General features: G+C 73.6%; 19 protein-coding genes. 7 read left to right on the top strand and 12 right to left on the bottom strand.

Translation table 11 applies throughout. The features are described from left to right. Position 1: 1 nt before the first annotated feature. The 9 genes from APR03_RS05790 to APR03_RS05750 all read right to left on the bottom strand — a co-directional run bounded on the left by APR03_RS05790 (position 2) and on the right by APR03_RS05750 (position 11,371). Positions 2 to 3,838: a chromosome segregation SMC family protein gene (locus APR03_RS05790; RefSeq protein WP_253833613.1), complete on the bottom strand. Its 3,837-nt coding sequence runs from the start codon at positions 3,836 to 3,838 to the stop codon at positions 2 to 4. Between the two features lie 211 nt (positions 3,839 to 4,049). Further along, positions 4,050 to 4,523 (bottom strand): nucleoside-diphosphate kinase, encoded by a 474-nt coding sequence (ndk, locus tag APR03_RS05785; protein WP_253833612.1) that lies wholly within the window; start codon positions 4,521 to 4,523, stop codon positions 4,050 to 4,052. Between the two features lie 88 nt (positions 4,524 to 4,611). Next, entirely contained in the window at positions 4,612 to 5,052 is a 441-nt protein-coding gene (locus tag APR03_RS05780) for a DUF4233 domain-containing protein (RefSeq protein ID WP_253833610.1), read from the bottom strand. Continuing rightward, entirely contained in the window at positions 5,049 to 6,728 is a 1,680-nt protein-coding gene (locus APR03_RS05775) for an MDR family MFS transporter (protein ID WP_253833608.1), read from the bottom strand. The genes APR03_RS05780 and APR03_RS05775 overlap by 4 nt, the downstream gene beginning before the upstream one ends. 38 nt (positions 6,729 to 6,766) lie before the next feature. Continuing rightward, a complete protein-coding gene (locus APR03_RS05770; RefSeq protein WP_253833606.1) occupies positions 6,767 to 7,462 on the bottom strand; it encodes a TetR/AcrR family transcriptional regulator in 696 nt (231 codons plus the stop codon). Between the two features lie 58 nt (positions 7,463 to 7,520). After that, positions 7,521 to 8,258 carry an HPr family phosphocarrier protein gene (locus APR03_RS05765; protein WP_253833604.1) on the bottom strand — a complete coding sequence of 246 codons (738 nt, stop codon included), beginning with the start codon at positions 8,256 to 8,258 and terminating at the stop codon, positions 7,521 to 7,523. Continuing rightward, the gene (gene dhaL / locus APR03_RS05760) at positions 8,255 to 8,977 is read right to left on the bottom strand and encodes a dihydroxyacetone kinase subunit DhaL (RefSeq protein WP_253833602.1); all 723 of its coding nucleotides are present in this window, start codon (positions 8,975 to 8,977) and stop codon (positions 8,255 to 8,257) included. The genes APR03_RS05765 and dhaL overlap by 4 nt, the downstream gene beginning before the upstream one ends. 20 nt (positions 8,978 to 8,997) lie before the next feature. After that, the gene (dhaK, locus tag APR03_RS05755; protein ID WP_253833601.1) at positions 8,998 to 9,993 is read right to left on the bottom strand and encodes a dihydroxyacetone kinase subunit DhaK; all 996 of its coding nucleotides are present in this window, start codon (positions 9,991 to 9,993) and stop codon (positions 8,998 to 9,000) included. Between the two features lie 106 nt (positions 9,994 to 10,099). Beyond that, positions 10,100 to 11,371 (bottom strand): bifunctional folylpolyglutamate synthase/dihydrofolate synthase, encoded by a 1,272-nt coding sequence (locus tag APR03_RS05750; protein ID WP_308216446.1) that lies wholly within the window; start codon positions 11,369 to 11,371, stop codon positions 10,100 to 10,102. A gap of 114 nt (positions 11,372 to 11,485) precedes the next feature. Between APR03_RS05750 and APR03_RS05745 the strand changes: the two genes are divergently transcribed. The 3 genes from APR03_RS05745 (at position 11,486) to APR03_RS05735 (ending at position 16,136) form a co-directional block, all read left to right on the top strand. After that, complete coding sequence (locus tag APR03_RS05745) at positions 11,486 to 13,399, top strand: hypothetical protein (RefSeq protein ID WP_253833599.1); 1,914 nt, start codon at positions 11,486 to 11,488, stop codon at positions 13,397 to 13,399. Between the two features lie 12 nt (positions 13,400 to 13,411). Further along, positions 13,412 to 14,677 carry a hypothetical protein gene (locus APR03_RS05740; RefSeq protein WP_253833598.1) on the top strand — a complete coding sequence of 422 codons (1,266 nt, stop codon included), beginning with the start codon at positions 13,412 to 13,414 and terminating at the stop codon, positions 14,675 to 14,677. A 148-nt stretch (positions 14,678 to 14,825) separates the two neighbouring features. Further along, complete coding sequence (locus APR03_RS05735) at positions 14,826 to 16,136, top strand: chymotrypsin family serine protease (protein WP_253833597.1); 1,311 nt, start codon at positions 14,826 to 14,828, stop codon at positions 16,134 to 16,136. Between the two features lie 105 nt (positions 16,137 to 16,241). Here APR03_RS05735 and ileS read toward each other — a convergent pair whose 3' ends face one another. Beyond that, positions 16,242 to 19,523 (bottom strand): isoleucine--tRNA ligase, encoded by a 3,282-nt coding sequence (gene ileS / locus APR03_RS05730; protein WP_253833596.1) that lies wholly within the window; start codon positions 19,521 to 19,523, stop codon positions 16,242 to 16,244. 360 nt (positions 19,524 to 19,883) lie between these two features. Here ileS and APR03_RS05725 point away from each other — a divergent pair, with 360 nt between their 5' ends. The 4 genes from APR03_RS05725 (at position 19,884) to APR03_RS05710 (ending at position 22,565) form a co-directional block, all read left to right on the top strand. After that, complete coding sequence (locus tag APR03_RS05725) at positions 19,884 to 20,444, top strand: SigE family RNA polymerase sigma factor (RefSeq protein WP_253833595.1); 561 nt, start codon at positions 19,884 to 19,886, stop codon at positions 20,442 to 20,444. Next, a complete protein-coding gene (locus tag APR03_RS05720; protein WP_253833594.1) occupies positions 20,441 to 21,229 on the top strand; it encodes a hypothetical protein in 789 nt (262 codons plus the stop codon). The genes APR03_RS05725 and APR03_RS05720 overlap by 4 nt, the downstream gene beginning before the upstream one ends. Positions 21,230 to 21,373: 144 nt before the next feature. Next, positions 21,374 to 22,021 (top strand): FMN-dependent NADH-azoreductase, encoded by a 648-nt coding sequence (locus APR03_RS05715; RefSeq protein ID WP_253833592.1) that lies wholly within the window; start codon positions 21,374 to 21,376, stop codon positions 22,019 to 22,021. 91 nt (positions 22,022 to 22,112) lie between these two features. Then, positions 22,113 to 22,565 carry a MarR family winged helix-turn-helix transcriptional regulator gene (locus tag APR03_RS05710; RefSeq protein ID WP_253833589.1) on the top strand — a complete coding sequence of 151 codons (453 nt, stop codon included), beginning with the start codon at positions 22,113 to 22,115 and terminating at the stop codon, positions 22,563 to 22,565. A 3-nt stretch (positions 22,566 to 22,568) separates the two neighbouring features. Here APR03_RS05710 and APR03_RS05705 read toward each other — a convergent pair whose 3' ends face one another. Both APR03_RS05705 and APR03_RS05700 read right to left on the bottom strand, forming a co-directional pair. Continuing rightward, complete coding sequence (locus APR03_RS05705; RefSeq protein ID WP_253833587.1) at positions 22,569 to 24,152, bottom strand: molybdopterin-dependent oxidoreductase; 1,584 nt, start codon at positions 24,150 to 24,152, stop codon at positions 22,569 to 22,571. A 168-nt stretch (positions 24,153 to 24,320) separates the two neighbouring features. Next, positions 24,321 to 25,133 carry an SDR family oxidoreductase gene (locus APR03_RS05700; RefSeq protein WP_253833585.1) on the bottom strand — a complete coding sequence of 271 codons (813 nt, stop codon included), beginning with the start codon at positions 25,131 to 25,133 and terminating at the stop codon, positions 24,321 to 24,323. Positions 25,134 to 25,168 lie beyond the last annotated feature (35 nt).

The raw sequence follows: 25,168 nt of genomic DNA, 5'->3' as shown, positions 1-25,168 counted from the left end.
CTCAGGCGGTGGCGGGGGCCGCTTCCCGCTCCCCCATGCGCTGGCTGATCAGCGTCGTGACGCCGTCGCCCCGCATGGTGACGCCGTACAGGGCGTCGGCCACCTCCATGGTGCGCTTCTGGTGCGTGATCACGATGAGCTGGCTGTCCTTCTGCAGCTCCTTGAAGATCTCGATCAGGCGCCCGAGGTTCACGTCGTCGAGGGCCGCCTCCACCTCGTCCATGATGTAGAACGGGCTGGGCCGGGCCTTGAAGATCGAGACGAGGAACGCCACGGCCGCGAGCGACCGCTCGCCGCCGGACAGCAGCGACAGCCGCTTGACCTTCTTGCCCGCCGGACGCGCCTCGACCTCGATACCCGTGGTCAGCAGGTTCTCCGGGTCGGTCAGCGTGAGCCTGCCCTCGCCACCCGGGAACAGCCGCGGGAAGATCTCCAGGAACTTGGCCGCCGTGTCCTGGAACGCCTCGGCGAACACCTGCTGCACGCGCTCGTCGATGTCGTCGACGATCTGCAGCAGGTCCTCGCGGGACTTCTTGAGGTCCGCGAGCTGGTCGGTGAGGAACTGGTGGCGCTCCTCCAGGGCGGCGAACTCCTCCAGCGCGAGCGGGTTCACGGCACCGATGCGGGACAGGGCCTTCTCGGCCTTGGCCAGCCGGGCCTCCTGCTCCTCGCGGACGTAGGGGATCATCCGGTCCGGCTTCGGCTCGCCCGGGGCGGCGTCCTCGGCCGCGGTCTCGGCGTCCGGCGCCGGCTCCTCGGCCGGCTCGGCACCGGCCGCCGCGACGACCACCGCGGTCGCCGCCGGGTCGTCGGGCCGCAGGCCCGCCTCGTGCAGGGCGCGCGTCCGTGCGATGAGCGCGTCCTCCCGCGCGGCGGCGCCCCGGGGCAGGGGCGGGTCGCCCGCGTACCGGACGGGGTTGCCCTCCTCGTCACGCTCGACGACGGCACGCCGCCTGCGTCCGCGCACCGCGACTTCGCCCTCGTACACGGGGACGAGCTGGTGCGGGCCGAACTCCTCCACGAGCACGTCCGGGTCGGTGCCCAGCTCCTCGGTGGCGCGCGTCTGGAGCTGCTCCAGGCGCAGCAGCTGCTGTGCCCGGGCCACCTCGTCGCGGTGCGCGACGTCCGTCAGCTCGCGCAGCTCGGCCGTGAGGGACTCGACGGTGCCGCGCACGGCGACGAGCTGCTCCGAGCCGGCCGCCCGGGCCTCCTCGGCGGCCGCCTTCTCCGCGACCGCCCGGTCGACCGACCGCGCGATCGCCTCGAGCGCCACGGCGACGCCCTGCTGGACCTCCAGGGCGCGCGCGGCGTCCAGGCGGCGGGCCTCCTCTCGCTCGGCCGCGCGGGCACGCGCCGCACGCTCCTGCTCGGCCGCGGCCGCCAGCGCCTGGGCCCGGCCCGACACCGCGCGGGCCCGTTCCTCCGCGGTACGCAGCGCCAGCCGGGCCTCGGTCTCGCGGGCGCGGGCGGCGGTCGCGGCCTCCGCGGCGGCGTCCCGCCGGGCCTGCAGCTCGTCGGCGGAGCCCTCGCCGTCGTCGGGCTCCTCCTCCGCGATCGTCATGCGCTCGACGAGCGCCTCGAGCTCGAGCTCGTCCTCCGCACGCCGGGTCTGCGCCTGCTCCAGCGCGGCGCGGTGCCGGTCGGCCTCGGCCCGGGCCGCCCGCGCGGCCGCGCCCAGCGAGCCGAGTTGCTCGGCGGCGGCGGCGCGTGCGGCGTCCGCCTCGCCGAGCCGGGCCAAGGTCTCGTCGTACCGCTCCTGGGCCGCGGCGCGCTCGGCGCGGGCCCGCTCCAGGTGGGCGGAGCCGTCGGTCTCCCGCGCGGCCGCCTCGTCCCGGGCGGCCTTGGCCTCGTCGAGCGCGGACTGCAGGTGCAGCACGCTCGGCGCGGCGGCCGAACCACCCCAGGCGCGCGTGGCGCCCAGCAGGTCGCCGGCCCGGGTCACCGCGACCACCGGTTGGTCGCGCACGAGCACACGGGCGCGGGCGAGATCGTCCACGACCACGACGTCGCGCAGGATCGTCAGCAGCGCCGCCGACGCCGGGCCCGCGACCTGCACCACGTCGGTTGCCCAGCGGGCTCCGGCCGGCAGGTCGACCGCCGGGCGGCCCGGCGCGGGGACGGGGCCGTCGGCACCGACGACCAGGCTGGCGCGGCCGGCGTCCTGGTCGCGCAGCAGGCGCAGGGCGTCCACCGCCTCGTCGACGCCGGCCACGGCCACGGCGTCCGCCACCGGGCCGAGCGCGGCGGCCACCGCGTCCTCGAAGCCCGCCTCGATGCCCAGCAGCGCCGCGACGGAGCCGAGCACCCCCGCGTGGTCGGCGGCGAGGAGCGTGCCCGCCCCGTCCTTGCGGTCCAGGCTGAGCTCGAGCGCCTCGACCTTGGCCTCGGCGGCGGTGCGGTCGCGCTGGGCCGTCGTCACCTGCTCCTGGAGGTGCCGCACCTCGGCCTTGGCCAGCTCCAGCACCTCGGACGCCGCCTCGTGGGCGACGTCGAGCCCCTCGACGCCGTCCTCGCCACCGCCCCCGATCTCGGTCTCCAGCGCGCCGAGCTCGCGCGAGGTCTCCTCGACCCGCTGCTCGGCCTCCAGCAGCGCCTCGCGCAACCGGTCCAGCTCGGACTCCGCGGCCTCGACGCGGCTGCGCCGCGCGGCGACCTGGCCGGCCAGGCGGGCGAGGCCCTCGCGGCGGTCGGCGGCGGCGCGGAGCACCGCGGCGTGGGCGCGCTCCGCGGCCTGTGCGGCGGCCTCGGCGTCGGCACGCGCGTCGACCGCGGTCTCCACGACCTCGCGGGCCATCTCGACCTCGGTGACCAGCTCCTCCTCGCTGGCCCGGGCGCGGGCAGCCTGCGCCTCGAGGTCGTCGGGGTCCTGGCCCTGGTGTGCGGGCTCCGCGGTGCCCAGCAGGCGGGCACGCTCGCCGGCCAGCGACTGGAGGCTGCGCAGCCGCTCGCGGGTCTGGGAGAGGGCGAACACGGTGTCGCCGGCCTGGCTGACCTGCTGCGACTCGGCCGACATCGCGGCCTCCAGCCGGGCCAGCGTGCCGCGGGCCTCGGCGAGCGCCTCCTCCGTCTCGGCCTGGCGCTGCTTGAGCGAGCGCTCGTCGGCCCGCTCCTGCTCGAGCTGGGCGGTGAGCTGCGCGAGGTCGTCCGCCAGGAGGCGGGACCGCGCGTCCCGCAGGTCGCGCTGGACGGTCTGCGCCTTGCGGGCGGCCTCCGCCTGCCGCCCGAGGGGCCCGAGCTGGCGGCGCAGCTCCGCGGTGAGGTCGCCCAGGCGCGCGAGGTTGCCCTGCATGGCGTCGAGCTTGCGCAGGGCCTTCTCCTTGCGCTTGCGGTGCTTGAGGACGCCCGCGGCCTCCTCGATGAAGCCGCGCCGCTCCTCGGGGGTGGCGCGCAGCACGGCGTCGAGCTGGCCCTGGCCCACCACGACGTGCATCTCCCGGCCGATGCCGGAGTCGCTCAGCAGCTCCTGGATGTCCAGCAGGCGGCAGCTGTTGCCGTTGATCGCGTACTCGGAGCCGCCGCTGCGGAACAGCGTGCGGGAGATCGTGACCTCGGTGTAGTCGATCGGCAGTGCGCCGTCGGTGTTGTCGATGGTGAGGGAGACCTCGGCGCGCCCGAGGGGCGCGCGGCCGGACGTGCCCGCGAAGATGACGTCGTCCATCTTGCCGCCGCGCAGCGACTTGGCGCCCTGCTCGCCCATGACCCAGGCCAGGGCGTCGACCACGTTCGACTTCCCGGAGCCGTTGGGCCCCACCACGCAGGTGATGCCCGGTTCGAGCTCGAGGGTGGTCGCCGACGCGAAGGACTTGAATCCCCGGAGCGTGAGCGTCTTCAGGTGCACGGGGTTGAGCCTAACGGTGAGGTCGGTCGAAGCGTCGGACGTACATCCCGATCTGCCGAAGTAGAACCGTGGCGAAATAGAACTCTGGCGAAGTAGAACCGCAGCGAGATAGAACTCCGGCACTGCCGGCGTTCTATCTCGCCACGGTTCTATCTCGCCACGGTTCTATCTCGCCCTGGTTCTACTTCGGGGGTTCGGCGGGGCGGCGAGGTCAGACCAGCTCCGGGAACCAGAGGGCGATCTCGCGGGCGGCCGACTCCGGGGAGTCCGAGCCGTGCACGAGGTTCTGCTGCACCTTCGTGCCCCAGTCGCGGCCCAGGTCACCACGGATGGTGCCCGGGGCGGCGTCGGTGGGGTTGGTCGCGCCCGCCAGGGAGCGGAAGCCGGGGATGACACCCTCGCCCTCGGCCACGACGGCCAGCACCGGGCCCGACATCATGAACTCGACCAGGGGGCCGTAGAACGGCTTGCCCTGGTGCTCCGCGTAGTGCGCGGCGAGCAGCTCGGCGGTGGCGTTCTTCAGCTCCACGGCGCGCAGCGTGTAGCCCTTGGTCTCGATGCGGCGCAGCACCTCTCCGGACAGGCCGCGGCGCACGCCGTCCGGCTTGACGAGGACGAGGGTGCGCTCGGCCACGGGCTGGGCCGAGGCCTCCGCGGGCAGGGTCTTCTCTGCGACGTCGGTCATGACCCCACCTTATCGGGGCCGCGCCCCCACCCCGAACGTGTCAGACGCTCAGGTCACCGGGGTGACCCGAGCGTCTCACACGGGGGTGTCACGGGGTGTTGGGGGCCGTCTCCGGGTGGGCGGCGTCGTACTCCGCCCGCTCGCGGTCCACGCGGGCGCCGAGGCGCAGCGCGTAGACCCACAGCACCACGAAGATGCCGCCGACCAGGAACATCATCGGGACGAGGAGGCCCATGGCGAGCACCGGGAGCTGGGCGACGGTCCCCGCCGCCCGGCCCGCCGGCGAGCCCTGGGCCCGCGACAGCACCAGGAGCACCAGGACCAGCACGCCGCCCAGCACCCAGATCACGGGAGCGGACTCGATGCGCAGCGGCCCGCGCCCGAACTCCGAGTCGCGCAGGGACCACACCACCAGCGTCGCGAAGAGCACGAGGAACACCTCGAGCAGCAGCGTGGTGGAGGTGAACTGCACCAGCGCGGACTTCTTGGGCCTGATGCGGTCGCCGGGGGCGGGTCGGTCCTTGCTCACCTGTCCAGGATATCCGTCCGGTCGCGGTCGTCGGGGCCGTCGCTCCCCGCCGCCGCGTCGGCGGTCACGACCACCTCGGCGTCGCCCTCGGGGGCGCCGGAGCCCTCCACGACGGCCTCGCCGCGCGCCACCATGCCGGCCTCGTTCGACAGCGTGACCTCCTTGAGGAACAGCGCCAGCACCAGGCCGACGACGACCAGCGGCACCAGGTACCAGAACGCCGGGGCGAGCGAGTCGGCGAACGCGTCGACGACGCCGCTGCGCAGCGGCTCGGGAAGCTGCTCGACGATCTGCGGCGTCAGGCCGGAACCCCCGCCCGCGGGCACCGAGCCCGCCGGCAGGCCCGAGAAGACGTCGGCCAGGTTGTCGCCGAGGCGCGACGTGAACACCGTGGTGAAGGCCGCGGTACCCACGGCGGCGCCGATCTCCCGGAAGAAGTTGTTCGACGACGTCGCGGTGCCCAGCTCGTGCGGGTCCACCGAGTTCTGCACGGCGAGCACGATGGTCTGCATGATCAGACCCATGCCGGCACCGAGCACGAAGATCATGGCGCCGAACAGCCACAGCGACATGCCGCCCTCGAGGCGGGTCAGCCAGATCATGCCGAGGATCGTGACCGCCAGGCCCACCACCGGGTACATCTTGTAGCGGCCGGTCTTCGCGATCGCGAAGCCGGAGACGATCGAGGTCAGCATGACGCCGGCCATCATCGGGAGCATGAGCAGCCCGGACTCCGTGACGCCGGCGCCGGCCGACATCTGCAGGAACGTGGGCAGCATCGACATGGCGGAGAACATGCCCATGCCGAGCACCAGGCCGATGAGGGTGGTGATCGTGAACGTCCGGTTCTTGAACAGCCGCAGCGGGATGAGCGGCTCGGACACCCGGTTCTCGATGAGCACGAACAGCCCGACGACGACGGCGGTGCCGACCAGCAGGCCGAGCAGCGTCGGGTCGGACCAGTCGTAGCCGTCGTTGCCGAGCGACTCCCAGCTCGTCAGCAGCACGATGCCCGTGGTGCCGAGCGCCATGGTGAGGATGCCGCCCCAGTCGGTGGGCCGGTTCGACCGGTGCGAGGGGAGCTTGAGCGCGACGTAGGCGATGGCCCAGGCCGCGATGCCGATGGGCACGTTGATCCAGAACGTCCAGCGCCAGCCGGGGCCGTCGGTGAGCCAGCCGCCGAGCAGCGGCCCGGCCACGGCGGAGATGCCGAACAGGGCGCCCATCGGGCCCATGTACTTGCCGCGGTCGGACGCCGGGATGATGTCGGCGATGATCGCCTGCGACAGGATCATCAGACCGCCACCGCCCAGACCCTGGACGGCGCGCCAGGCCACGAGAGCCTCGAACGACTGCGCCATGCCGCCGCCGAGCGAGGCGACGACGAACAGGCCGACGGCCACGAGGAACGGCCAGCGCCGGCCGTAGAGGTCGCCGAACTTGCCGTACAGCGGCATGGCGATCGCGATCGCCAGGATGTAGGCGGTGATGACCCAACCCTGGTGCTCGACGCCGTTCAGCTCGCCGACGATGGTGGGCATGGCGGTGCCCACGATGGTCTGGTCCAGGGAGGACAGGAACATCGAGGCCATCAGGGCCCCGAAGATCAGCCAGATCGTGCGCTGGTTGAGGACGACCAGCGGCTTGTCCGGCGCCGCGGTGACGGCGTGACTCATGGGTGTGGGGTGCCTTTCCGGGGAAGGGGTGGGCGGGCTCAGGGGGCGACGTCGCCGGCGGCGAGGTCGAGGATCTGGGCGACGGCCGACGGCAGGTGGTCGGCCGCGCGGCCGGCGTAGCCGGCGCGCTCCCAGGCGGCGAGCGAGGTGCGCAGGAGCAGCAGGACGAGCATCGTCAGCAGCTCGGTGTCGGTGTCGAACGGGTGCAGGGCACGGCGGGCCTCGAAGATCTCGCCGATCTGCTTCTGGTGCCGCTCCAGCCAGGCCAGGTGCCGGTGCAGGAGACGCGGCTCCTGCTGCACGAGGTCCATGGCCTTCTTGACCCGGTCGTGCCCCTCGTCCGCCGTGGCCAGCAGGGCGGCGACCAGGGACTGCACGTCGGAGAGCAGCCGGCCCGTGGGACCGCCGTCGACGAACGTGCCGACGACGTCCTCCGGCAGCCCGCCGTCGTCGGCGCCGAGCACGGCGTCGTCCTTGGACTCGAAGTAGTTGAAGAAGGTGCGGGGCGAGACGCCGGCCCGGGCGCTGATCATCTCGACCGTCACGGCGTCGAGGCCGTGCTCGGTGACGAGGTGCTGCGCGGCGTCGATCAGGGCCAGGCGCCGGGCCCGCTTCTTGCGCTCGCGCAGCCCGCGCTCCGCGGGCGTGCCGTCGAGGGCGTCGGCGAGCTCACGCAGGCCGAGGCCGTCCGCCGCGGCGGGCGCGGCCGTCTCGCGCGAGGAGGTGGGGACCATGCGTCAATTCTTGCACCCCGCGCAAAAATTCATCAACTGCAATTTTACGAGAGGGCGGTCACACCTCGCCGAAGCCGCCGTCGATCATCTCCACCACGGTCGTCACGGCCTCGGCCGCGCGCTCCCCCGTCGCCTCCACGCGCAGCTCCCGGCCCTGCGTCGCGCCGAGCGCCATGAGCTGCAGCACGCTGGAGGCGTCCACGCCGTCGATCGTCACGGCCGCACCGAGCTCGGCGACCTTGCGCGACACCAGCGCCGCGGGCCGAGCGTGCAGCCCGAGCGGGTTGCGCACCGTCACCGTCCGCGACGTCGCGCTCTCATCACCCGGGGCCGCGGCGTCCGACGGCGCCGCGCCCTGCTCGTCCGGCTCCTGGTACATCGCCGCCGATGCGTTCGCCGAGGCGAGCACCGCGGTCAGGTCCGCACCGCCGTGCGCCGTGACCGCCGCCGCGACCGCGCCCTCGACGAACGGCGCACGTGCCAGCACCACGTGCTCGGCCAGCTCGTCGTCCAGCTCCAGGGCCGCCTCGACCGTCAGCACCGACGACCCGAGATCACCGAGGACGACGACGCCGCCGTCCGCCTCCCCCGCCGCCACCGGCCCCTCGGCCAGGGTGGCCAGGATCTCCCCCAGCTCCTTCTGCACCGCGTCGAGCGAGGTGCCCAGGCCGCCGTCCGGACCGCCGCCGACACCACGGACCAGCACGTCGGGCGCCATCTGACCCGCGAGCTCCGCGGCCCCGCGGGCCAGGTCGGCGGAGTGGGAGACGAGCAGGAGGGCCACGCGCGCCGTCATGCGGCGCTGCGGGGGTCGGCGGGGCCGGACGTCGGACCTGACGTCGGACCTGACGTCGGACCTGACAGGGCCGCCGCCATCGCGGCGCCCAGCACCAGGGCCGTGGACCGTGCGCCGGGGTCCTCGTGCCCCGCGCTGCGCTCACCCAGGTACGAGGCCCGGCCCTTGGTCGCGACCAGCGGGATCGTGCCCGTCGCCGCCGTGTCGGCCGCCTCGGCCGCCGCCCGCAGCACGTCCACCTCGGAACCGCCGTCACCCGCGGCGGCCTCCGCCGCGTCGACGGCCGCCTGCCACGCGTCCACCATCGTCTTCTCCCCCACCGTCGCCTTGCCCCGCGAGGACACGCCCTCGAGCGCCGCCTCCAGCACCGCCACCACGGCGGGCGGATCGATCTGCGCGCGCCCGGAGACCTTCGAGGCCCGCAGGTACGCCGTGCCGTACAGCGGCCCCGACGCGCCACCCACGGTGGACATCAGCGTGGTCGCGACGAGCTTCAGCACGTCGCCGACCGTCCGCTCGTCGTCGGCCTCGTCACCGCCGCGTTCCGCCGCGGCGTCGTCGAGCCGCGCCACCACGGCCTGGAAGCCGCGGTGCAGGTTCTCGCCGTGGTCGCCGTCGCCGATCTGCCGGTCGAGCTCGGTGAGCTCGTCCTTCGCGTCCGCCACGGCATCCGCCGTGCGGCGGACCCATCGCTCCGCCCAGCCCGCGTCCAACGCCATGTCCGGAACCCTTTCCTGTCTCACCACCGGAGTGCTGCAGTGTTCACCGGCGCGTCCCAGAGCGCCTCCAGCTCGTCGTCCAGCCGGAGCACCGTGACCGAGGCCCCCTGCATCTCGAGGGACGTCACGTAGTTGCCCACCAGTGAACGGGCGACCGTCACACCGCGCTCCTCGAGAAGGCGCCGCGCTCGACCATAGACCACGTAGAGCTCCGACAGCGGGGTGCCGCCCATACCGTTGACGAACAGCAACACTCGGTCACCGCCGTTCAGGGCGAGGTCGTCGGCCACGGGCACCAGCAGCATCTCGGTGACCTCGTCGGCGCTCGCCGCCGGCACCCGGCGCCGGCCCGGCTCCCCGTGGATGCCGATGCCGACCTCGATCTCGTCGTCGCCCAGGTCGAAGCTCGGCCGGCCCACGTGGGGCACCACCGGGGCGGCCAGGGCCACGCCCATGGAGCGGACGTTGGCCACGACCCGCTCGGCGACGGCGGTCACCGTGGCCAGGTCGGCCCCCCGGTCGGCCGCGGCGCCCGCGATCTTCTCGACGGCGAGCGTGCCGGCCACGCCACGGCGGCCCGCGGTGTAGAGCGAGTCCTCGACCGCGACGTCGTCGTTGACCAGCACCGAGGCCACCTCGATGTCCTCCGCCTCGGCGAGCTCGACGGCCGTCTCGAAGTTGAGCACGTCGCCCGTGTAGTTCTTGACGATCGTCAGCACGCCGGCCCCGCCGTCCGCGGCCTGGATCGCCGGGAGGATCTGGTCCGGGGTGGGCGAGGTGAACACGGCGCCCGGGACGGCGGCGTCGAGCATGCCCGCGCCCACGAAGCCCGCGTGCAGCGGCTCGTGCCCCGAGCCGCCACCGCTGACCAGGCCGACCTTGCCCGTCACCGCGCCCCCGGCACGGCTCGCGTAGACCGGCGACGAGCTCACCTGCACCAGGTCGGCGTGGGCGAGCGCGAAGCCGGCCAGCGAGTCGGCGACCGCGTCAGCGGGATCGTTCAGCAGCTTCTTCACGGCGACCTCCTCGTGGGCTGCGCGACCCGGCGACGGCGCCGGACCGGGGGACGCGTCCCATGGGTTCATGTAACACCACGGACGTGCCGGGCGTACAGGTCGGCCGTCAGGCGCGTCCCACCAGGATGCGCGTGTCCGCGACCGTCACCACGGAGCCCGTCACGAGCACGCCTGTACCGACGCCGCTGCCGTGCCGGTCGCCCGCCTCCGCGAGGTCCGTGGCCAGCTGCAGGGCCTCGTCGAGCCGGTCGGCGACGTGCACCCGGTCGTCCCCGAAGACCTCGCGGGCCACCTCGGCGAGGTCCTCCGGGTCCGCGGACCGGTCCGACGAGTTCCGCGTGACCACGATCTCCGCGACCGTGGGCTCGAGCACGGCCAGCAGCCCCTCCGCGTCCTTGTCCGCCATGACGGCCACCACGGCCACCAGGTGCTGCAGGTTGAACGACTCCTCCAGCGCGTCCACGAGCGCCTCGGCACCCGCGGGGTTGTGCGCGACGTCGACCAGCACGGTCGGGCTGGACCGCACCAGCTCCAGGCGTCCGGGCACCTCGACGCCGGCGAACCCCGCCTCGACGATCTCGGCGCCCAGGGCCCGGCCGCCGCTGATCAGGGACTCGGTGGCCGCGAGCGCCAGGAGGGCGTTGCGCGCCTGGTGGGCGCCGTGCAGGGGCACGAAGATCTCGGTGTAGACGCCGGCCGGGGTGCGCAGGTCGACGAGCTGCCCGCCGACGGCGACCCGACGGTCGACCACCTCGAGGTCGATGCCCTCGCGGATCAGGTGGGCGCCGACCTTCTCGGCGCGGGCCAGGATGGGCTCGAGCGCGGCGTCGGGCTGCTCGGCGATCACGGCGTTCGCGCCGTCCTTGATGATGCCCGCCTTCTCGGTGGCGATCTCGGCGATGGTGGAGCCGAGCCAGCGCTCGTGGTCGAGGGCGACGGGCGTGATGACGGCGACCTCTCCGTCGACGACGTTGGTGGAGTCCCACCGTCCGCCCATGCCGACCTCGATGACCGCGACGTCGACCGGGGCGTCCGCGAACGCGGCGAACGCCATGACGGTGAGCACCTCGAAGAAGCTGAGCCGGGGGCCGCCCGCCTCCTGCGATTCGCGGTCGGCGACGCCGATGTACGGCGCGACGTCCTCGAACACCTCGACGAACCGTTCGGTGCTGAGCGGCTCGCCGTCGACGGCGATGCGTTCGGTGTAGCTGACCATGTGCGGCGAGGTGAACAGCCCGGTGCGCAGTCCGTGCTCCCGCACGAGGCGTTCGACCATGCGGGCCGTGGAGGACTTGCCGTTGGTGCCGGTCACGTGGACGGTGCGGTAGGCGCGGTGGGGGTCACCGAGAAGTTCCAGGACACGCTGCACGCGGGTCATGGTGGGGTCGATGTCGATTTCTGGGGCTCGAGTCGCGAGTTCGCGACGCACTGCTTCGAAGGCTGCGTCCACGGGACGAGGATAGGGTTCCGGCATCAAGGTTGCCGATCGCGGGTGGGGGCTCAGCTGGTGTCGGACGAGCAGCGGACGTCCCCGCCGTACGGCGACGTCGTGGCCCGTTGGCAGGGTTTCGAGCAGGTGTTCAGTCAGAACGGGTACGAGCGCGGAGCCCGACCCTGGCCGCAGGGGCTGCCGCGAGGTGTGGCGGAGCCGACACCGGGCCTGCTGGAGCTGCGCGGATCGTCACGACCTGAGGTCGTCCTGACGGCTTCTCACGCCGCGAACCATGTCCGTGACGGCGAGCTCAAGCTCGCCGACCGCGGCACGGGCGGTCTCGCCATCCTGCTCGCCGAGCTCACCGGCTGCACCGCCCTCGTCGCGGCGGGCACGGCGGGCGACGCGAACTACGACGACGCCCACCCGCTCAAGGATCGCCTGGCCGGCCTCCGACCAGCCGTCGTCATCGACCTGCACGGCATGCGCAGCCGGTCTGAGTCCGATGTCGACCTCGGGACGGGCAGCGGCGACGTTCCTGCGGGCCTCCTCGATACGCTCGGGCGGAGCGACCTGCGTGTCACGACGAACGCCGTCTTCGGCGCCATGCGGTCGACCACGGTCACCGCCTACGCACAGGCCCGCGGCGTGCCTGCGGTCCAGGTGGAGGTCGGTGCCCACCTCAGGCCCCCGTCCGACGCGTCGGACGACCTCCGCCGTCTGGTGACGGCGCTGGTGACCGCGATCGAGAGCACTGCGTCGCCGGACCCGTCCTCCGCCCTGACGGCAGTTCCCGTCGCAATCGCCTCGGGACTGCCGCTGGCAGTCGTCCACCCGGACGCGCTCGCCGGGCTGCGCGGTCCCGTCCCCGTGACGGTCACCGCAGACGACCGGTCGGTGGTCGCCTGGGCGTGGAGCGCGACGGCCGTAGGGGTGCCCGAGGAGGCCCGAGGGCTCTCCCCAGGGCAGATCGGTGTCGGTCGGCGCCTGCGGGAGAAGCTGGACGACGCCTCCGTCCTCTCGCTGGTGGTTCCCCGTATCGTTCCGCTGCGCACTCGGGCCGCACTCGCCCGCGACCTCCCTGCTGCCGACGAGGTGCACGTCAGCCCCGGTGACCTGGTCGCGGGCATCTACCTCCTGGTGCACGACGGTGTGACGGCATGGGTACGGGCCGTACCCCGAGCCCATGTGCCGACGGGACAGATCCGTCTCGGCTACCAGCTACGGCTCCTCATCGCCTCGGACAGCACGGCGGACGACGGTCAGGTCGCGCTGGTCGCGGCCACGCCCGCCGTCACCCGGCGCGAACACCGGGACAGCTGGCTCAGACGGCTCGGTGGCGCTACCGACACCCTGGCCGAACGACTGTGGCGGGCCCTGTTCCGTGCGCCGGAGTTCGCTGCCCGGATCATGCAGGCGCACGCGGGCGACGACGGCGCGGCCGTGGTGAGCCTGCACCCCGCGGTGTTCGACAGGATCGGTGTCGAACCCGGACAGCAGGTGCTGGTGCGGTGGGGTGGTCGGGAGGTCGCGGCCCTCGCCGTCGCCGACCACGACCCTCCGGAGACAGGCGCGCCACCCGACTCGATCAAGAGGGTGCAGCGGGTCAACCGGCTGTGGCCCCACCTCCCTGAGGGTATGTCTCCGCACGTCGTCGTCCGCATGTCGGCCCAGCTCCGTGGAGACCTGGGCGCTCCGGTCGCCACGGTGGTCACGGTGCGGCGGCGGCTCCGGCCCGTCCTCGTCCGCAACCTGAACTCGCTCGTCGTTCCTCTGGCGAGCCTCGTGCTGGCGGGAGCGGCCCTGCCCGATCCGCACTGGCCGACGCTCGGCCTCGGAACGGCCCTCATGTCAGTGTTCGCACTGGCTCGCCTGCGCATTCCTCGGCCGCGACGTGGGGCGAGGGTGGACAACGGCTGGGTCGGGGAGCTGGCAGGACCGGAGGAGATTTCAGGAACCGGGCTCCGCCGGTGAGAAGGTAGGTCCGTGACGGCCCAGCATCTTCCGGGAGACGACGCCTTCTTCGCGGAGTGGCGTGACAAGCGGCCCGGGTCACGCCGGTCCCTCGACCGCGCTCGCGCGATCGGGAAGGTGCTCGGCGCCTGGGACGGCACGCCCCCTGTCCTCACCGTGGTGGGTTCCAAGGGAAAGGGCACGACCGCGATCCACGCGGCGGCGACCCTGTCCGGCGCCGACGTCGTCGGTAGGCGGGCTGCACGCGTCGGCCTGGTCTCGTCCCCGGGTCTGCGGACCAACCGCGAACGCATGCGCGTCGATGGTTCGGCGATCACTCCGGAGGAGTACGAACGCCTCGCGGAAGCGCTCGCCGGCGCCCGGGCCGACGTTCGTGCGACGAGCGACGGGTACCTGTCGCCGACCGGTGCGTTCACGATCGCGGGCGCCGCATGGACCGCTGCCCAGGATGTCGACGTGCTCGTGCTCGAGGAAGGCCTCGGCGGGAGCTCCGACGAGGTCAGCCTGTTCGATCCTCGCGTGGTCGCGGTGACACCGGTGTTCTACGAGCACGGCGACCTGCTCGGCCCCACGCTCGAGGACGTGGCGCGCGACCTGCTGGGCGTCGTGGGCCCGGCCACCCGGACGATCGTGACCGTCGAGCAGGTACCCGCGGTGGCAACCGTGATCGAGGACACAGCGGCCCGAGCCGGTGCGAACATCGTCATCGTGACTCCGGGTACACCGACCTCGGTACCCGCGGGCCCGGCTCCGATCACCCGGCTGAACGCCTCGCTCGGCGAGTCCGCGGGCCGGGCCATGGCCGCGGAGCTCGGCTGGACGGTGGACGCCCGGCGGACGACACGCGCTCTCGCCGGCGTGCGTGTCCCCGGCCGCATGAGCCTGCACACCCGCGACGGAGTGCCGGTGATGGTCGACGGCGCGATCTCACCCGAGGGCGTCGCCGCTGCGGTGGCGGAGTACCGCCGCCGTCTGGGCCCCCTCACCACGGTGGTGGCCAGCTTTCCGGACACGAAGGATGTCGAGGGCTGCTTTGCCGCGCTCCACGGCGTCGAGACCGTGATCCCGGCCCGGGCCGACGCGTACCTGTCGTTCGCCACGGCCGAGTCCTTGCACGGCCGAGTCCTGGACGCCCGGGCCGCCATGGCGCTCGGCCATGACGTCGCCCGGGCCGCAGCGGGCGGCTTCCTCGCGATCGGTACGCAGTCCTTCGTCGGCATCGCGCTCGACGTCCTCGAGGTGGAGACTGACACGGCGTACGCGCCTGACCCGACCTGACCCCCGCAGGTGCGGTCGACCGGCCTCGCTCATAGCCCACAGATCCGGTGAGACGCATCACAGCCTGTGTTGCGGCTTTTCACCCGGTGCTCAACGATGACACCGCAACGCCGGTCGGCGCTGCGGTGTCGCTCGGGGGGACGACAGCATGAGGCGAGTCAGCACGGTCCGGCGCGGGGTCGTCGTCGGCGCGATGGCGATGACCGCGGTGCTCGCGGTGCCGGCGGCTGCCGGCGTCGGGGGCGGCGGGCCTGTGGTGGTGAGCGGGGGCACCGCGGCAGCCGTGGTCCGCGTGGCGGCACAGCCGGGGGTCGAGCAGGACACGGCAGAAGGCACGGCGGAAGGCACGGCCGCGGACACCGTCCGGTCCGCCGTCGACCGGACCGCCGCGGGTGCCACGGCGCTCGCCGGGCTGCCCGGGTACGCGGGCGTCGCCGTCGACTACGAGACCGCGACCGTGACCGTGTCCTGGAAGGGCGCGGTCCCGCCCCCGGTGGTCGGGCTGCGGCGGCAGGCGCCCGACGGCGTGCGGGTGGACGTCCGGCGGGCGGCGCTCAGCGAGGCGGAGCTGCGCGCGGCGAGCACCCGCCTGCTGGACAGCCAGCGTGCCGAGCACGGGCCGGACGCCGTCCTGGCCGCGTTCCCCGCGCCCGACTTCACGGGGCTCGTCGCCGAGATCAGGCAGGACTCCGCCGTCGCGCGGCGGTCCGACCTGGCGGAGCACCTGGGGCGCGCGGCCGGCGTGCCGGTGCGGACCACCCTGATCGCCGACGGCGTGGAGTCCACCGCCGGGAGCCGCCGCGACGACCACGCACCCTGGCACGCGGGCGGCGCGATCGCCACGGCGGACGGGACCGACTACTGCACGACGGGTTTCTCGGTGGTCACCGGCGAGGGGCACCACCGCATCGTCAGCGCGGCGCACTGCAACGACCGCGTGGGTGACGTGGTGCGCGACGGGATGGGTCACCGGCTCGGCACGGTCACCCACCGGGCGCTGGGTCTCGACGCGCAGCTCATCGACCCGGTCGGCGACCCCGAGACGGCGGCGTCGGTGTTCGGCGGGCCCTGGGACGCGAGGCCCGGCGGCCACACGTTCCCGGTCACCACGGTGCAGCGCCCCGCCGTCGGGCAGAACATCTGCAGCTCGGGCGCCGTGACGGGCGAGCACTGCGCGACGATCCGCGCCACCGACATCGCATGGACGTGCGGCTCCACGACGTGCCACGGGTTCCGCGCGAGCCGGGACGACGGCGGCGTCGTGGTCGGCGGAGGTGACAGCGGTGGCCCGATGTACATCGTCATCGGCGGTGAGGCGTACGCGCGCGGCATGATCGACGGCGGCTCCAACCGACGCTCCTGCGGCCGCACGTCCCTGCCGACCCAGTGCTTCACGTACGTGTACGGCATCCCGATGGTGGACATCCTGGAGCACTGGGGCGCCCGCATCGACACCTGACGAGCGGGCCGGTCCCCGCTCACCTTCGAGACCGAGGTTGCTTCGCTTTGAGAGGCCTCAGAGCGAAGCAACCTCGGTCTCGAAGGTGGGTGGCGGGCAGCGCCGTCAGGCCTTGGCCACCGCCACCGTCCGGGCGGCACCCTCCGCCACCGTCAGCGACGTCGCGAGGGTCTCGCGCGACACCAGCTCGCGGTGCTCCTCGACGGCCGCGACCCATTCGGCCGGGACCGTGAGGTCCAGCGTGATGCGGTCGGCCACCTGGAGGCCCGCGGCCTTGCGCGCGTCCTGCACGTCGCGGATCACGTCGCGGGCGTAGCCCTCGGCTCGCAGCGCGTCGTCCAGCGCCAGGTCGAGCACCACGAAGCCGCCGCCGGACAGCACGGCCGCCGCGACCTCGCCCGCGTCGGCGGCCGAGCCACCGACCACGGTCGTCAGCTCGTACTCGCTGTCCTGCAGCTCGACGTCGCCGTCCGCTGTCGCGACGACCACCGCGCCCGCGCCGGACACCGACCAGTCGCCCGCCTTGGCCGCCTTGATCACGGCCTGCACGCCGCGGCCCAGGCGCGGGCCGGCGGCCCGGGCGTTCACGGCGAGCCGCTCGGTCACGCCGTAGGACGCCGCCACCTCCGGCGAGAACTCGACCAGGCGCACCTCCTTGACGTTCAGCTCCGACTCGAGCAGCCCCGTGAACGGCGCGACGCCCTCCGGGTCCGACACGGCCACGACGAGGGAGCGCAGCGGCTGCCGCACGCGCAGCTTGTTCGCCTTGCGCAGCGCCAGCGTCTGCGACACCACGGCCCGTGCGGACTCGACGGCGGCCACGAGGTCGTCGTCGGCCACGAGGGCCGAGCCGTCCGGCGTGGGCCAGTCCGTCAGGTGCACGGAGCGCCCACCGGTCAGGCCGCGCCAGACCTCCTCCGTGAGCAGCGGCGCGAGCGGCGCCATCACCCGGGTGAGCGTCTCGAGCGCGGTGTGCAGCGTGTCGAACGCGTCGGCGTCCTCGGCCCAGAAGCGGTCCCGCTGCGTGCGCACGTACCAGTTGGTCAGCGCGTCCAGGTACTGCCGCACCGACTCGCAGGCGCCCGCGATGTCGTACCCGTCGAGCTGCGCCGTCACGTCCGTGACCAGGCCGCGGGTGCGGGCCAGCAGGTAGCGGTCCATGACGGGCAGCCCGGCCACGCGCTCCGGCGTCAGCGGCTGGGCCGCGTAGCCGGCGCCGCCGTTCCCGGCGTTCGCGTACAGGGTGAAGAAGTAGTACGTGCTCCACAGCGGCAGCAGCACCTGCCGGACGGCGTCGCGGATGCCCTCCTCCGTGACGACCAGGTTGCCGCCGCGCAGGATCGGCGACGCCATGAGGAACCAGCGCATCGCGTCGGAGCCGTCGCGGTCGAAGACCTCGTTGACGTCCGGGTAGTTCTTGAGCGACTTGGACATCTTGCGGCCGTCGGAGCCCAGCACGATGCCGTGCGACAGCGCCGTCCGGAACGCCGGACGGTCCAGGAGAGCCGTGGCCAGCACGTGCAGCGTGTAGAACCAGCCGCGCGTCTGCCCGATGTACTCGACGATGAAGTCGCCCGGGTAGTGGTGCTCGAACCAGTCCGCGTTCTCGAACGGGTAGTGCACCTGCGCGTACGGCATCGAGCCCGAGTCGAACCAGACGTCCAGCACGTCCTCGACGCGGCGCATCGTCGACCGCCCGGTGGGGTCGTCCGGGTTGGGCCGGGTCAGCTCGTCGACGAACGGCCGGTGCAGGTCGGGGTTGCCGTCCTTGTCGCGCGGCAGCCGGCCGAAGTCGCGCTCCAGCTCCTCGAACGACCCGTACACGTCGATGCGCGGGTGGGCCGGGTCGTCGCTCTTCCACACCGGCACGGGCGAGCCCCAGAACCGGTTGCGCGTGATCGACCAGTCGCGCGCGTTCTCCAGCCACTTGCCGAACTGGCCCTGCTTGATGTGGTCGGGCACCCAGGTGATCTGCTCGTTGAGCTCGACCATGCGGTCCTTGAACTTCGTCACCTCGACGAACCACGAGGACACACCCATGTAGATCAGCGGGTTGCGGCAGCGCCAGCAGTGCGGGTAGGAGTGGGCGTACTGCTCGCGGCGCAGCAGCACGGTGCCCGGCGTCGTCCGCCCGGCCTCGTCGTCCGCGGTGCCGCGCGTGCGGGCCTTGAGGTGGTCGATGATCGGCGCGTTCGCGTCGAAGACCTGCAGCCCCGCGTACTCCTCGACGGGGAAGACGAACCGGCCGTCGGCGCCCACGGGGATGACGGGCGCCACGCCCTCGCGGTCGCTGACCTGCTTGTCCTCCTCGCCGAACGCGCCGGCGTTGTGCACCAGGCCGGTGCCGTCCGTGGTCGTGACGAAGTCGGCCTCGACCACCCGGTGCGCACCCTCGTGGCCCGCGTAGTAGGCGAACGGCGGCGCGTACGCGGCGCCCACGAGGTCGCTGCCGGTCAGCCGGCCGACGACGTTCGGCGCCTCGGCGCCCTCGTCGGTGAGCTCGCGCGCGTAGGCGTCCAGGCGGGCCTCGGCCAGCACGTACCGCTGGGGCGTGCCCGTGTACGAGGACTCGACGACGACGTAGTCGACGTCCGGCCCGACCATGACCAGCAGGTTCGAGGGCAGCGTCCACGGCGTCGTCGTCCAGATGAGCAGGTGGTCGCCCGACTGCAGCACGTCCGCGCCGTCCGGCACCCGGGTCACCGGGAAGCCGACCGTCACGGCCGGGTCCTGGCGCTGCTGGTACACGTCGTCGTCCATGCGCAGCTCATGGTTGCTCAGCGGCGTCTGGTCGTTCCAGCAGTAGGGCAGCACGCGGAAGCCCTCGTAGACGAGGCCCTTGTCGAACAGCGACTTGAAGGCCCACATGACGCTCTCCATGAACGTCGGGTTGAGCGTCTTGTAGTCGTTGTCGAAGTCGACCCAGCGCGCCTGCCGCGTCACGTACGTGCGCCACTCGTCGGTGTACTTGAGCACGCTCGACCGGCAGGCCTCGTTGAACCGGTCGATGCCGAGCTCGACGATCTCGTCCTTGGTCTTGATGCCGAGCTGGCTCATCGCCTCCAGCTCCGCGGGCAGGCCGTGCGTGTCCCAGCCGAAGCGACGCTCGACGCGCTGCCCCTTCATGGTGCGGTAGCGCGGCACCACGTCCTTGGCGTACCCGGTCAGCAGGTGGCCGTAGTGCGGCAGGCCGTTGGCGAACGGCGGGCCGTCGTAGAAGACGAACTCGTTGCCGCCGTTCTCCCCGGCCGGGCGGGCCTCGACGGACGCACGGAAGGTGTCGTCCTTCTCCCAGTAGGCGAGGATGTCGCGCTCGACGTCGGGCAGGCTGGGGGACGCGGGGACGGCGCCCTCGGCGTCGGCGGGACGGTGCAGCGGATAGGCCATGACGGTGGCTCCTGGCGGGTTCAGCGGTTCGGCAGCAGGGAAGTGCGGTCGTGCTCTGCTGCGAGGACGCCGCACCTGGGTGCGCCGCGGTACCACCCCGCTTGACGCCCGCCTGTGGCGGGCGCCCGCTCGTTGACGGCTGTGACGGGCCTACCCGTCCGGTTCTACTGGGGCCGTCCCGCTGCCCGACGGCGACGTGGCGACCTGTTCTTCCGGAGGCTCACCGGTGATGGCCGGGTCGATGCCTGTGGAGCAATCGTACCGGGCGCCGGCAACCGGAGACGTCACGCGTGCAACCTTCCGGCGGCCGGGGTGCGTCCAAGGGGCATGAGCGCACTCAGCGAAGCGACCGGTCCACCGGTGACCGATCATCCCGACCAGCCCGTGGCGTTCTCGGTGGTCCGCACCGGCGTGACGGCCGAGGAGCAGTTCCGGCAGTTCGCCGTCGAGAGCACCGCGGCCCTGCACCGCATCGCCTACCTGCTGTGCGGCGACGACCACCGGGCCCACGACCTCACCCAGATCGCGCTGGAGAAGACCTACCGCCGCTGGTCCCGGGTCAAGGACGGCAACCCCTTCGCCTACGCGCGGCGGGTGCTGGCCACGGCCCGGATCGACGGCTGGCGGCGCACCCGCCGCGAGGTGCTGCGCTCGCCGGAGGACGTCGCCGTCGTGCAGGAGGCGTTCCGCTCCCCCGCCACGGACGGCACCGCCCAGGTGGTCGAGCGCGAACGCCTCGTACGGGCGCTGCGCCGGCTCGGGCCGGGCCAGCGGCGGGTGGTCGTGCTGCGCCATCTGCTCGACCGCTCGGAGGCCGAGGTCGCCGCCGAGCTGGGCACCAGCATCGGCACCGTGAAGTCCCAGGGCGCACGGGGCCTCGCCCGCCTGCGCACGCTGCTCTCGGAAGGACAGGACGCATGACCAGGAACACACCTCCCGCGGCCCTCGACGAGCCCGTCGACGAGCGCTGGCTCGCCCACCTGCGCGACGTCACGGCGGGCGTCACGCCGCCCACACCGGCGGACCCGCACGACATGTCGCGCGTCGCCGTCCGCCGCACGCGCGCGCGACGTGCCGCGTTCGCCACGGGCGGCGGCCTGACGGCGGTGGCGGCGGTCGCCGTGACCGCGTTCGCGCTGAGCACGTCGGCGACGGGGGGCACGCTGCTGCCGGGCGGTTCTCCGGCCGCGGTCTCGGCCCCGGCGGACGTCGCCGGCGGCGGCGCGGCGGACCCGGGGGTCGTCCCGGAGGGCTGGCACGCCCACGACCTGGACGACCTGTCGTACGCGCTGCCGCCGGACGTCGTGTCCAGCGGCCCGACGAAGGACGAGCCGGGCGAGACGTCGCAGATGTGGCACCACGACGGCGAGGACGTGCCGCCCTACATCCGGGTCGCCCGGCTGACCCCGGAGTACGAGTACTACGACACGACCGCGAGCGGCCTGACGTCCGTGCCGGGCGAGGGCGCCGAGGGCTTCGACCTGCCGGGTTCGAGCACGGCGACCGTCGAGCGCGGGACGCCGGACCTGCGCGCGGCGATGGGCCTCTCCACCGAGGGCGACCCGCAGGTCACGCCGGTCCGGATCCTCGTCCACCCTGCCGACAGCGACGTCCGGTACGTGATCACCATGACGCTGCCGGTCGGCGAGTCCGGCGAGGACTCGGAGCTGGTCGACGCCTTCGTCGGCACGCTGAGCCTGGACTGAGCCCGTTCCACGACCGTGGGTCTGCTGCCGGCGCCCGACCCGCGCCGGCAGCAGTGAGTCAGGTCACATGTGCACCGGGAATGGTTTGTAGTGGATCAATGATTGACGGTGGGGTCCGCATTTGACTCCAGGAGGACCCTCACCATGGCAACACTGCTGCACATCGACGCGAGCATCCAGGGCGACAGCTCGGTCAGCAGGCAGCTGACGGCCCGTGCCGCCGCCGCCTGGCGCGCCGCCCACCCGGACGGGTCGGTCACCTACCGCGACCTGGCCGCCGACCCGGTGCCGCACTTCGACACCGCGGCCAACCTCAGCCGGGGCGTGCCGCTGGACGAGCACACCCCGGAGCAGGCCCGGTCCTGGGCCCGCATGGAGCAGCTCACGGCCGAGGTCGCCGCCGCGGACACCGTGGTGCTCGGCCTGCCGATCTACAACTTCGGCGCGCCGAGCACGGTCAAGGCCTGGCTGGACCACCTCATCGCGCCGGGCCTCGGCTTCGACCCCGACACGCGGGACGGGTTGCTCGGGACCTGCGACTTCGTCGTCCTGGTGTCGCGCGGCGGTGGCTACGCGGAGGGCACGCCGCGGCACGGCTGGGACCACGCGTCGGCGTGGCTCCCGCACGGCCTGTCGCTGGTCGGCATCGAGCCCCGTTTCATCACCACGGAGCTCACGCTCGCCTCCTCGACCCCGGCGATGTCGGGGCTGGTGCCCCTGGCCGAGGAGAGCCGCCGGCAGGCCGAGGCGGAGATCGACGACCTGTGGGCCCCCGCCTACGCGGGCGGGTGAACCCCGCACGCCTACCGCGTAAAAGCCCACGTCACGCCCCCGCGCACCCGTAGAGTGGTGCCGCGGGGGCGCGACGACGAGGGAGATGGCCGTGGACGAGCAACAGGTCGTGGAGCGGCCCACCCGGCGGTCCGGCGCACTGGTCGACTACCTGGCGCGCCACCTGCGGCGTCGCTCCGAGTCGGCGCTCGCCCCGCTGGGCCTGCGCACCCGGCACCTCGTGGCCCTCACCGTGCTCCGCGAGCGCACCGAGATCACTCAGCGCGACCTGGCCACCGTGCTCGTGCTCGACAGCACCAACGTCGTGGGCCTGCTCAACGAGCTGGAGACCCGCGGCCTGGTCGAGCGCCGCCGGTCGGCCGAGGACCGGCGGCGGCACGTCGTGACCCTGACCGACGACGGCACGACCCTGCTCTGCCGCGCGGAGACGGCGCTCGCCGCGGTCGAGGACGAGGTGTTCGCCGGCCTCGACCCCGCGCAGCGGGAGCAGCTGCACGAGCTCCTCCTGGCCGCGACGGGCTCGGCGTCGGCCCCGTTCTGCTGAGCGTCAGCCCACCGACACCTGCACGGTGTGCCAGCCCGTGGCGCCGTCCGGTGCGGGCGGCGCCTCCGCCTCCGTCTGGGTGAGCCCGTCGGCGTCCGTGGCCCGCACCGTCAGCGTGTGGTCGCCCGCGGCGAGGTCGAGCGAGACGTGCCACTGGCGCCACGTGTCGGGCCCCACGGTCTCGGCGAGCTCGGCGGGTACCCAGTCGCCGTCGTCGGCCCGGACCTCCACCGCGCCGATGCCCGTGTGCTGCGCCCAGGCGACACCCGCCACGGTCACCGCGCCGGCCTGCGCCGAGCCGCGCGGCACGTCGATGCGGGACTGCACCTTGACCGGCCCGAGCGCGGACCAGCCGCGCGGCGTCCAGTAGCCCTGGTCGGCGTCGAACGTGGTGACCTCCAGCGACGTCACCCACTTGGTGGCCGACACGTACCCGTACAGGCCCGGCACCACGAGCCGCGCGGGGAAGCCGTGCTCCACGGGCAGCGGCTCGCCGTTCATGCCGACCGCGAGCAGGCTGTCCCGGTCGGGGTCGAGCAGCACCTCCAGGGGCGTGCCCGCGGTGAATCCGTCGTCGCTGCGCGAGAGCACCATGTCGGCACCCGCCTGCGGTCTGGCGCGTTCCAGGAGGGCGCGGATCGGGTAGCCGAGCCACAGCGCGTTGCCGATGAGGTCGCCGCCCACGGTGTTGCTGACGCAGGCGAGGGTCGCGTGGTGCTCCTCCAGCGGCAGCGCGAGCAGCTCGTCCCACGTGATCGTGAACGGCTCGTCCACGAGCCCGCGCACCTCGAGCGACCAGTCGGCCGGGTCGAGCTGCGGCACCCGCAGCGCCGTGTCGATGCGGTAGAAGTCCCGGTTGGGCGTGACGTAGGGGGTGAGGTCCGGGATCTCCAGGTCGGCGCCCGCGGGCACGGGAGCCGCGGCGCGGCGCGCGGCGGGCAGCCGGAGCGTGTCGCGGACGGCGTTCACCGCGGCCGACCCCGCCGACACGAGGCGGGACCCGGCCAGGGCGAGGACGGCGACGCCCGCGGCGATGCCGGTGGCCGCCAGGAAGCCGCGGCGGTCCATGCCGGCAGCCGCATCGCGGTCCGGCGTGCGCCGCAGGTCCGGCTCCGGCCGGAGCCGTGCCGCGGCGGCGCGGAGCGCGATCACGGCCCCGCCGATGCCGACGAGGCTGGGCAGCGCCCACAGCGGTGTCGCCTCGGGCCGCAGCACCGCGACGACGGCCCCGATCACGCCCACCGCGCCGATGAGCTGGGACCCCAGCGGCGGACGGCGCAGCTCGGCCCAGCCCGCGAGCGCCGCCCCGACGGCCAGCACGACGCCCATGGTGCCGAGCAGCACGGCCTTGTCGGCGGTGCCGAACCACTGGACGGCGAAGTCCTTGAGCCAGCCGGGTACCGCGTCGACGACGGCGGCGCCGCCCGCGAACAGGGTGCTGGACCCCGGGGCGACGAGCGCGGCGACGAGCTCCGCGACGGCGAGTCCCGCCGCGCCGGCGACGACTCCGGCGAGGGCGGCCCACCGGGCGTCGTGCGGGATGCGGTCGGTCCGCGGGCTCGCGGACCTCTCGGGTGCCTGGGTCATGTCCCCAGCCTGGCACGCGGGCGTCCGGGTACGGGGTCCCGCCCCCACGCTGTCACGACCCTGTAAGGACCGGCCCGCTCCCCTGGATCGGTCCCTTGCCCTGAGATCGGTCGATCGGACGACCGATCTCAGGGCGAGGGACCGGAGCGACGCGTGGGTGACCGGTGCTCAGATGCCCGTGCCGCGCACGATCTTGGAGTTGTGGGCCTGGGCGCGGGGGCGGACGGTGACCAGGTCGATGTTGACGTGGTCGGGGCGGGACAGGGTCCAGGCGATGGTGTCGGCGATGTCCTCGGCCGCCAGGGGCGTGTAGCCCTCGTAGACGGCGGCGGACTTCCGGGCGTCGCCGCCGAACCGGACGAGGGAGAACTCCTCGGTGGCGACGGCGCCGGGGGCGACCTCGATGACGCGCACAGGCTCGCCCGCGATCTCCCAGCGCAGCGTCTGGGACAGCATGTGCTCGGCGTGCTTGGCGCCCGTGTAGCCGGCGCCGCCCTCGTAGGCGCCCTGGGCCGCGGTGGAGGTCACGGTGACGACGTCCGCCACGCCCGTGGCGGTTCCGGCGGCGCGCAGCAGCGGCAGCAGGGCCTTGGTGACGCGCAGGGTGCCGAGCACGTTGGTCTCGTACATCTGCCGCCAGCCGTCGACGTCGGCGTCCTCCACGCGGTCCAGGCCGAGCGCGCCGCCGGCGTTGTTGACCAGGGCGTCGAGCCCGCCCGTGGCGGCGAGGTGCTCGGCGAGGGCGGCCACGGCGCCGTCGTCGGTCACGTCGAGGGCGTAGGGCGCGCAGCCGGTCTCGGCCGCGAGCGCCTCCAGGCGCTCGGCGCGGCGGGCCGCGGCGACGACGTCCCAGCCGTCGGCACGCAGCCGGCGCACGGTCGCGGCCCCGATGCCCGACGACGCCCCGGTCACCAGGGCGCGGCGGGGCGGCGTGGTCCGGGGTGCGGTCTCGGGCGCGGTCTGCGGGGTGCTGTCGCTCATGGCGGCACTGTAGCCCCGGCACTGCGGCCCCGGCG

It is taken from the genome of Promicromonospora thailandica, assembly GCF_024171955.1.
In the GTDB taxonomy this organism is placed as follows: domain Bacteria; phylum Actinomycetota; class Actinomycetes; order Actinomycetales; family Cellulomonadaceae; genus Promicromonospora; species Promicromonospora thailandica.
The sequence above is the reverse complement of the archived record's forward strand: the minus strand, read 5'-3'. Positions and strand labels throughout refer to the sequence as shown.

Bases quoted from the DNA above. Each gene is read 5' to 3' on its own strand.
- ileS (WP_253833596.1), bottom strand. From the start codon at position 19,523: ATGGCCTATCCGCTGCACCGTCCCGCCGACGCCGAGGGCGCCGTCCCC.
- APR03_RS05765 (WP_253833604.1), bottom strand. From the start codon at position 8,258: ATGACGGCGCGCGTGGCCCTCCTGCTCGTCTCCCACTCCGCCGACCTG.
- APR03_RS05775 (WP_253833608.1), bottom strand. From the start codon at position 6,728: ATGAGTCACGCCGTCACCGCGGCGCCGGACAAGCCGCTGGTCGTCCTC.
- APR03_RS05770 (WP_253833606.1), bottom strand. From the start codon at position 7,462: ATGGTCCCCACCTCCTCGCGCGAGACGGCCGCGCCCGCCGCGGCGGAC.
- APR03_RS05750 (WP_308216446.1), bottom strand. From the start codon at position 11,371: ATGACCCGCGTGCAGCGTGTCCTGGAACTTCTCGGTGACCCCCACCGC.
- dhaL (WP_253833602.1), bottom strand. From the start codon at position 8,977: ATGGCGTTGGACGCGGGCTGGGCGGAGCGATGGGTCCGCCGCACGGCG.
- APR03_RS05720 (WP_253833594.1), top strand. From the start codon at position 20,441: ATGACCAGGAACACACCTCCCGCGGCCCTCGACGAGCCCGTCGACGAG.
- APR03_RS05735 (WP_253833597.1), top strand. From the start codon at position 14,826: ATGAGGCGAGTCAGCACGGTCCGGCGCGGGGTCGTCGTCGGCGCGATG.
- APR03_RS05705 (WP_253833587.1), bottom strand. From the start codon at position 24,152: ATGACCCAGGCACCCGAGAGGTCCGCGAGCCCGCGGACCGACCGCATC.
- ndk (WP_253833612.1), bottom strand. From the start codon at position 4,523: ATGACCGACGTCGCAGAGAAGACCCTGCCCGCGGAGGCCTCGGCCCAG.
- APR03_RS05715 (WP_253833592.1), top strand. From the start codon at position 21,374: ATGGCAACACTGCTGCACATCGACGCGAGCATCCAGGGCGACAGCTCG.
- APR03_RS05700 (WP_253833585.1), bottom strand. From the start codon at position 25,133: ATGAGCGACAGCACCCCGCAGACCGCGCCCGAGACCGCACCCCGGACC.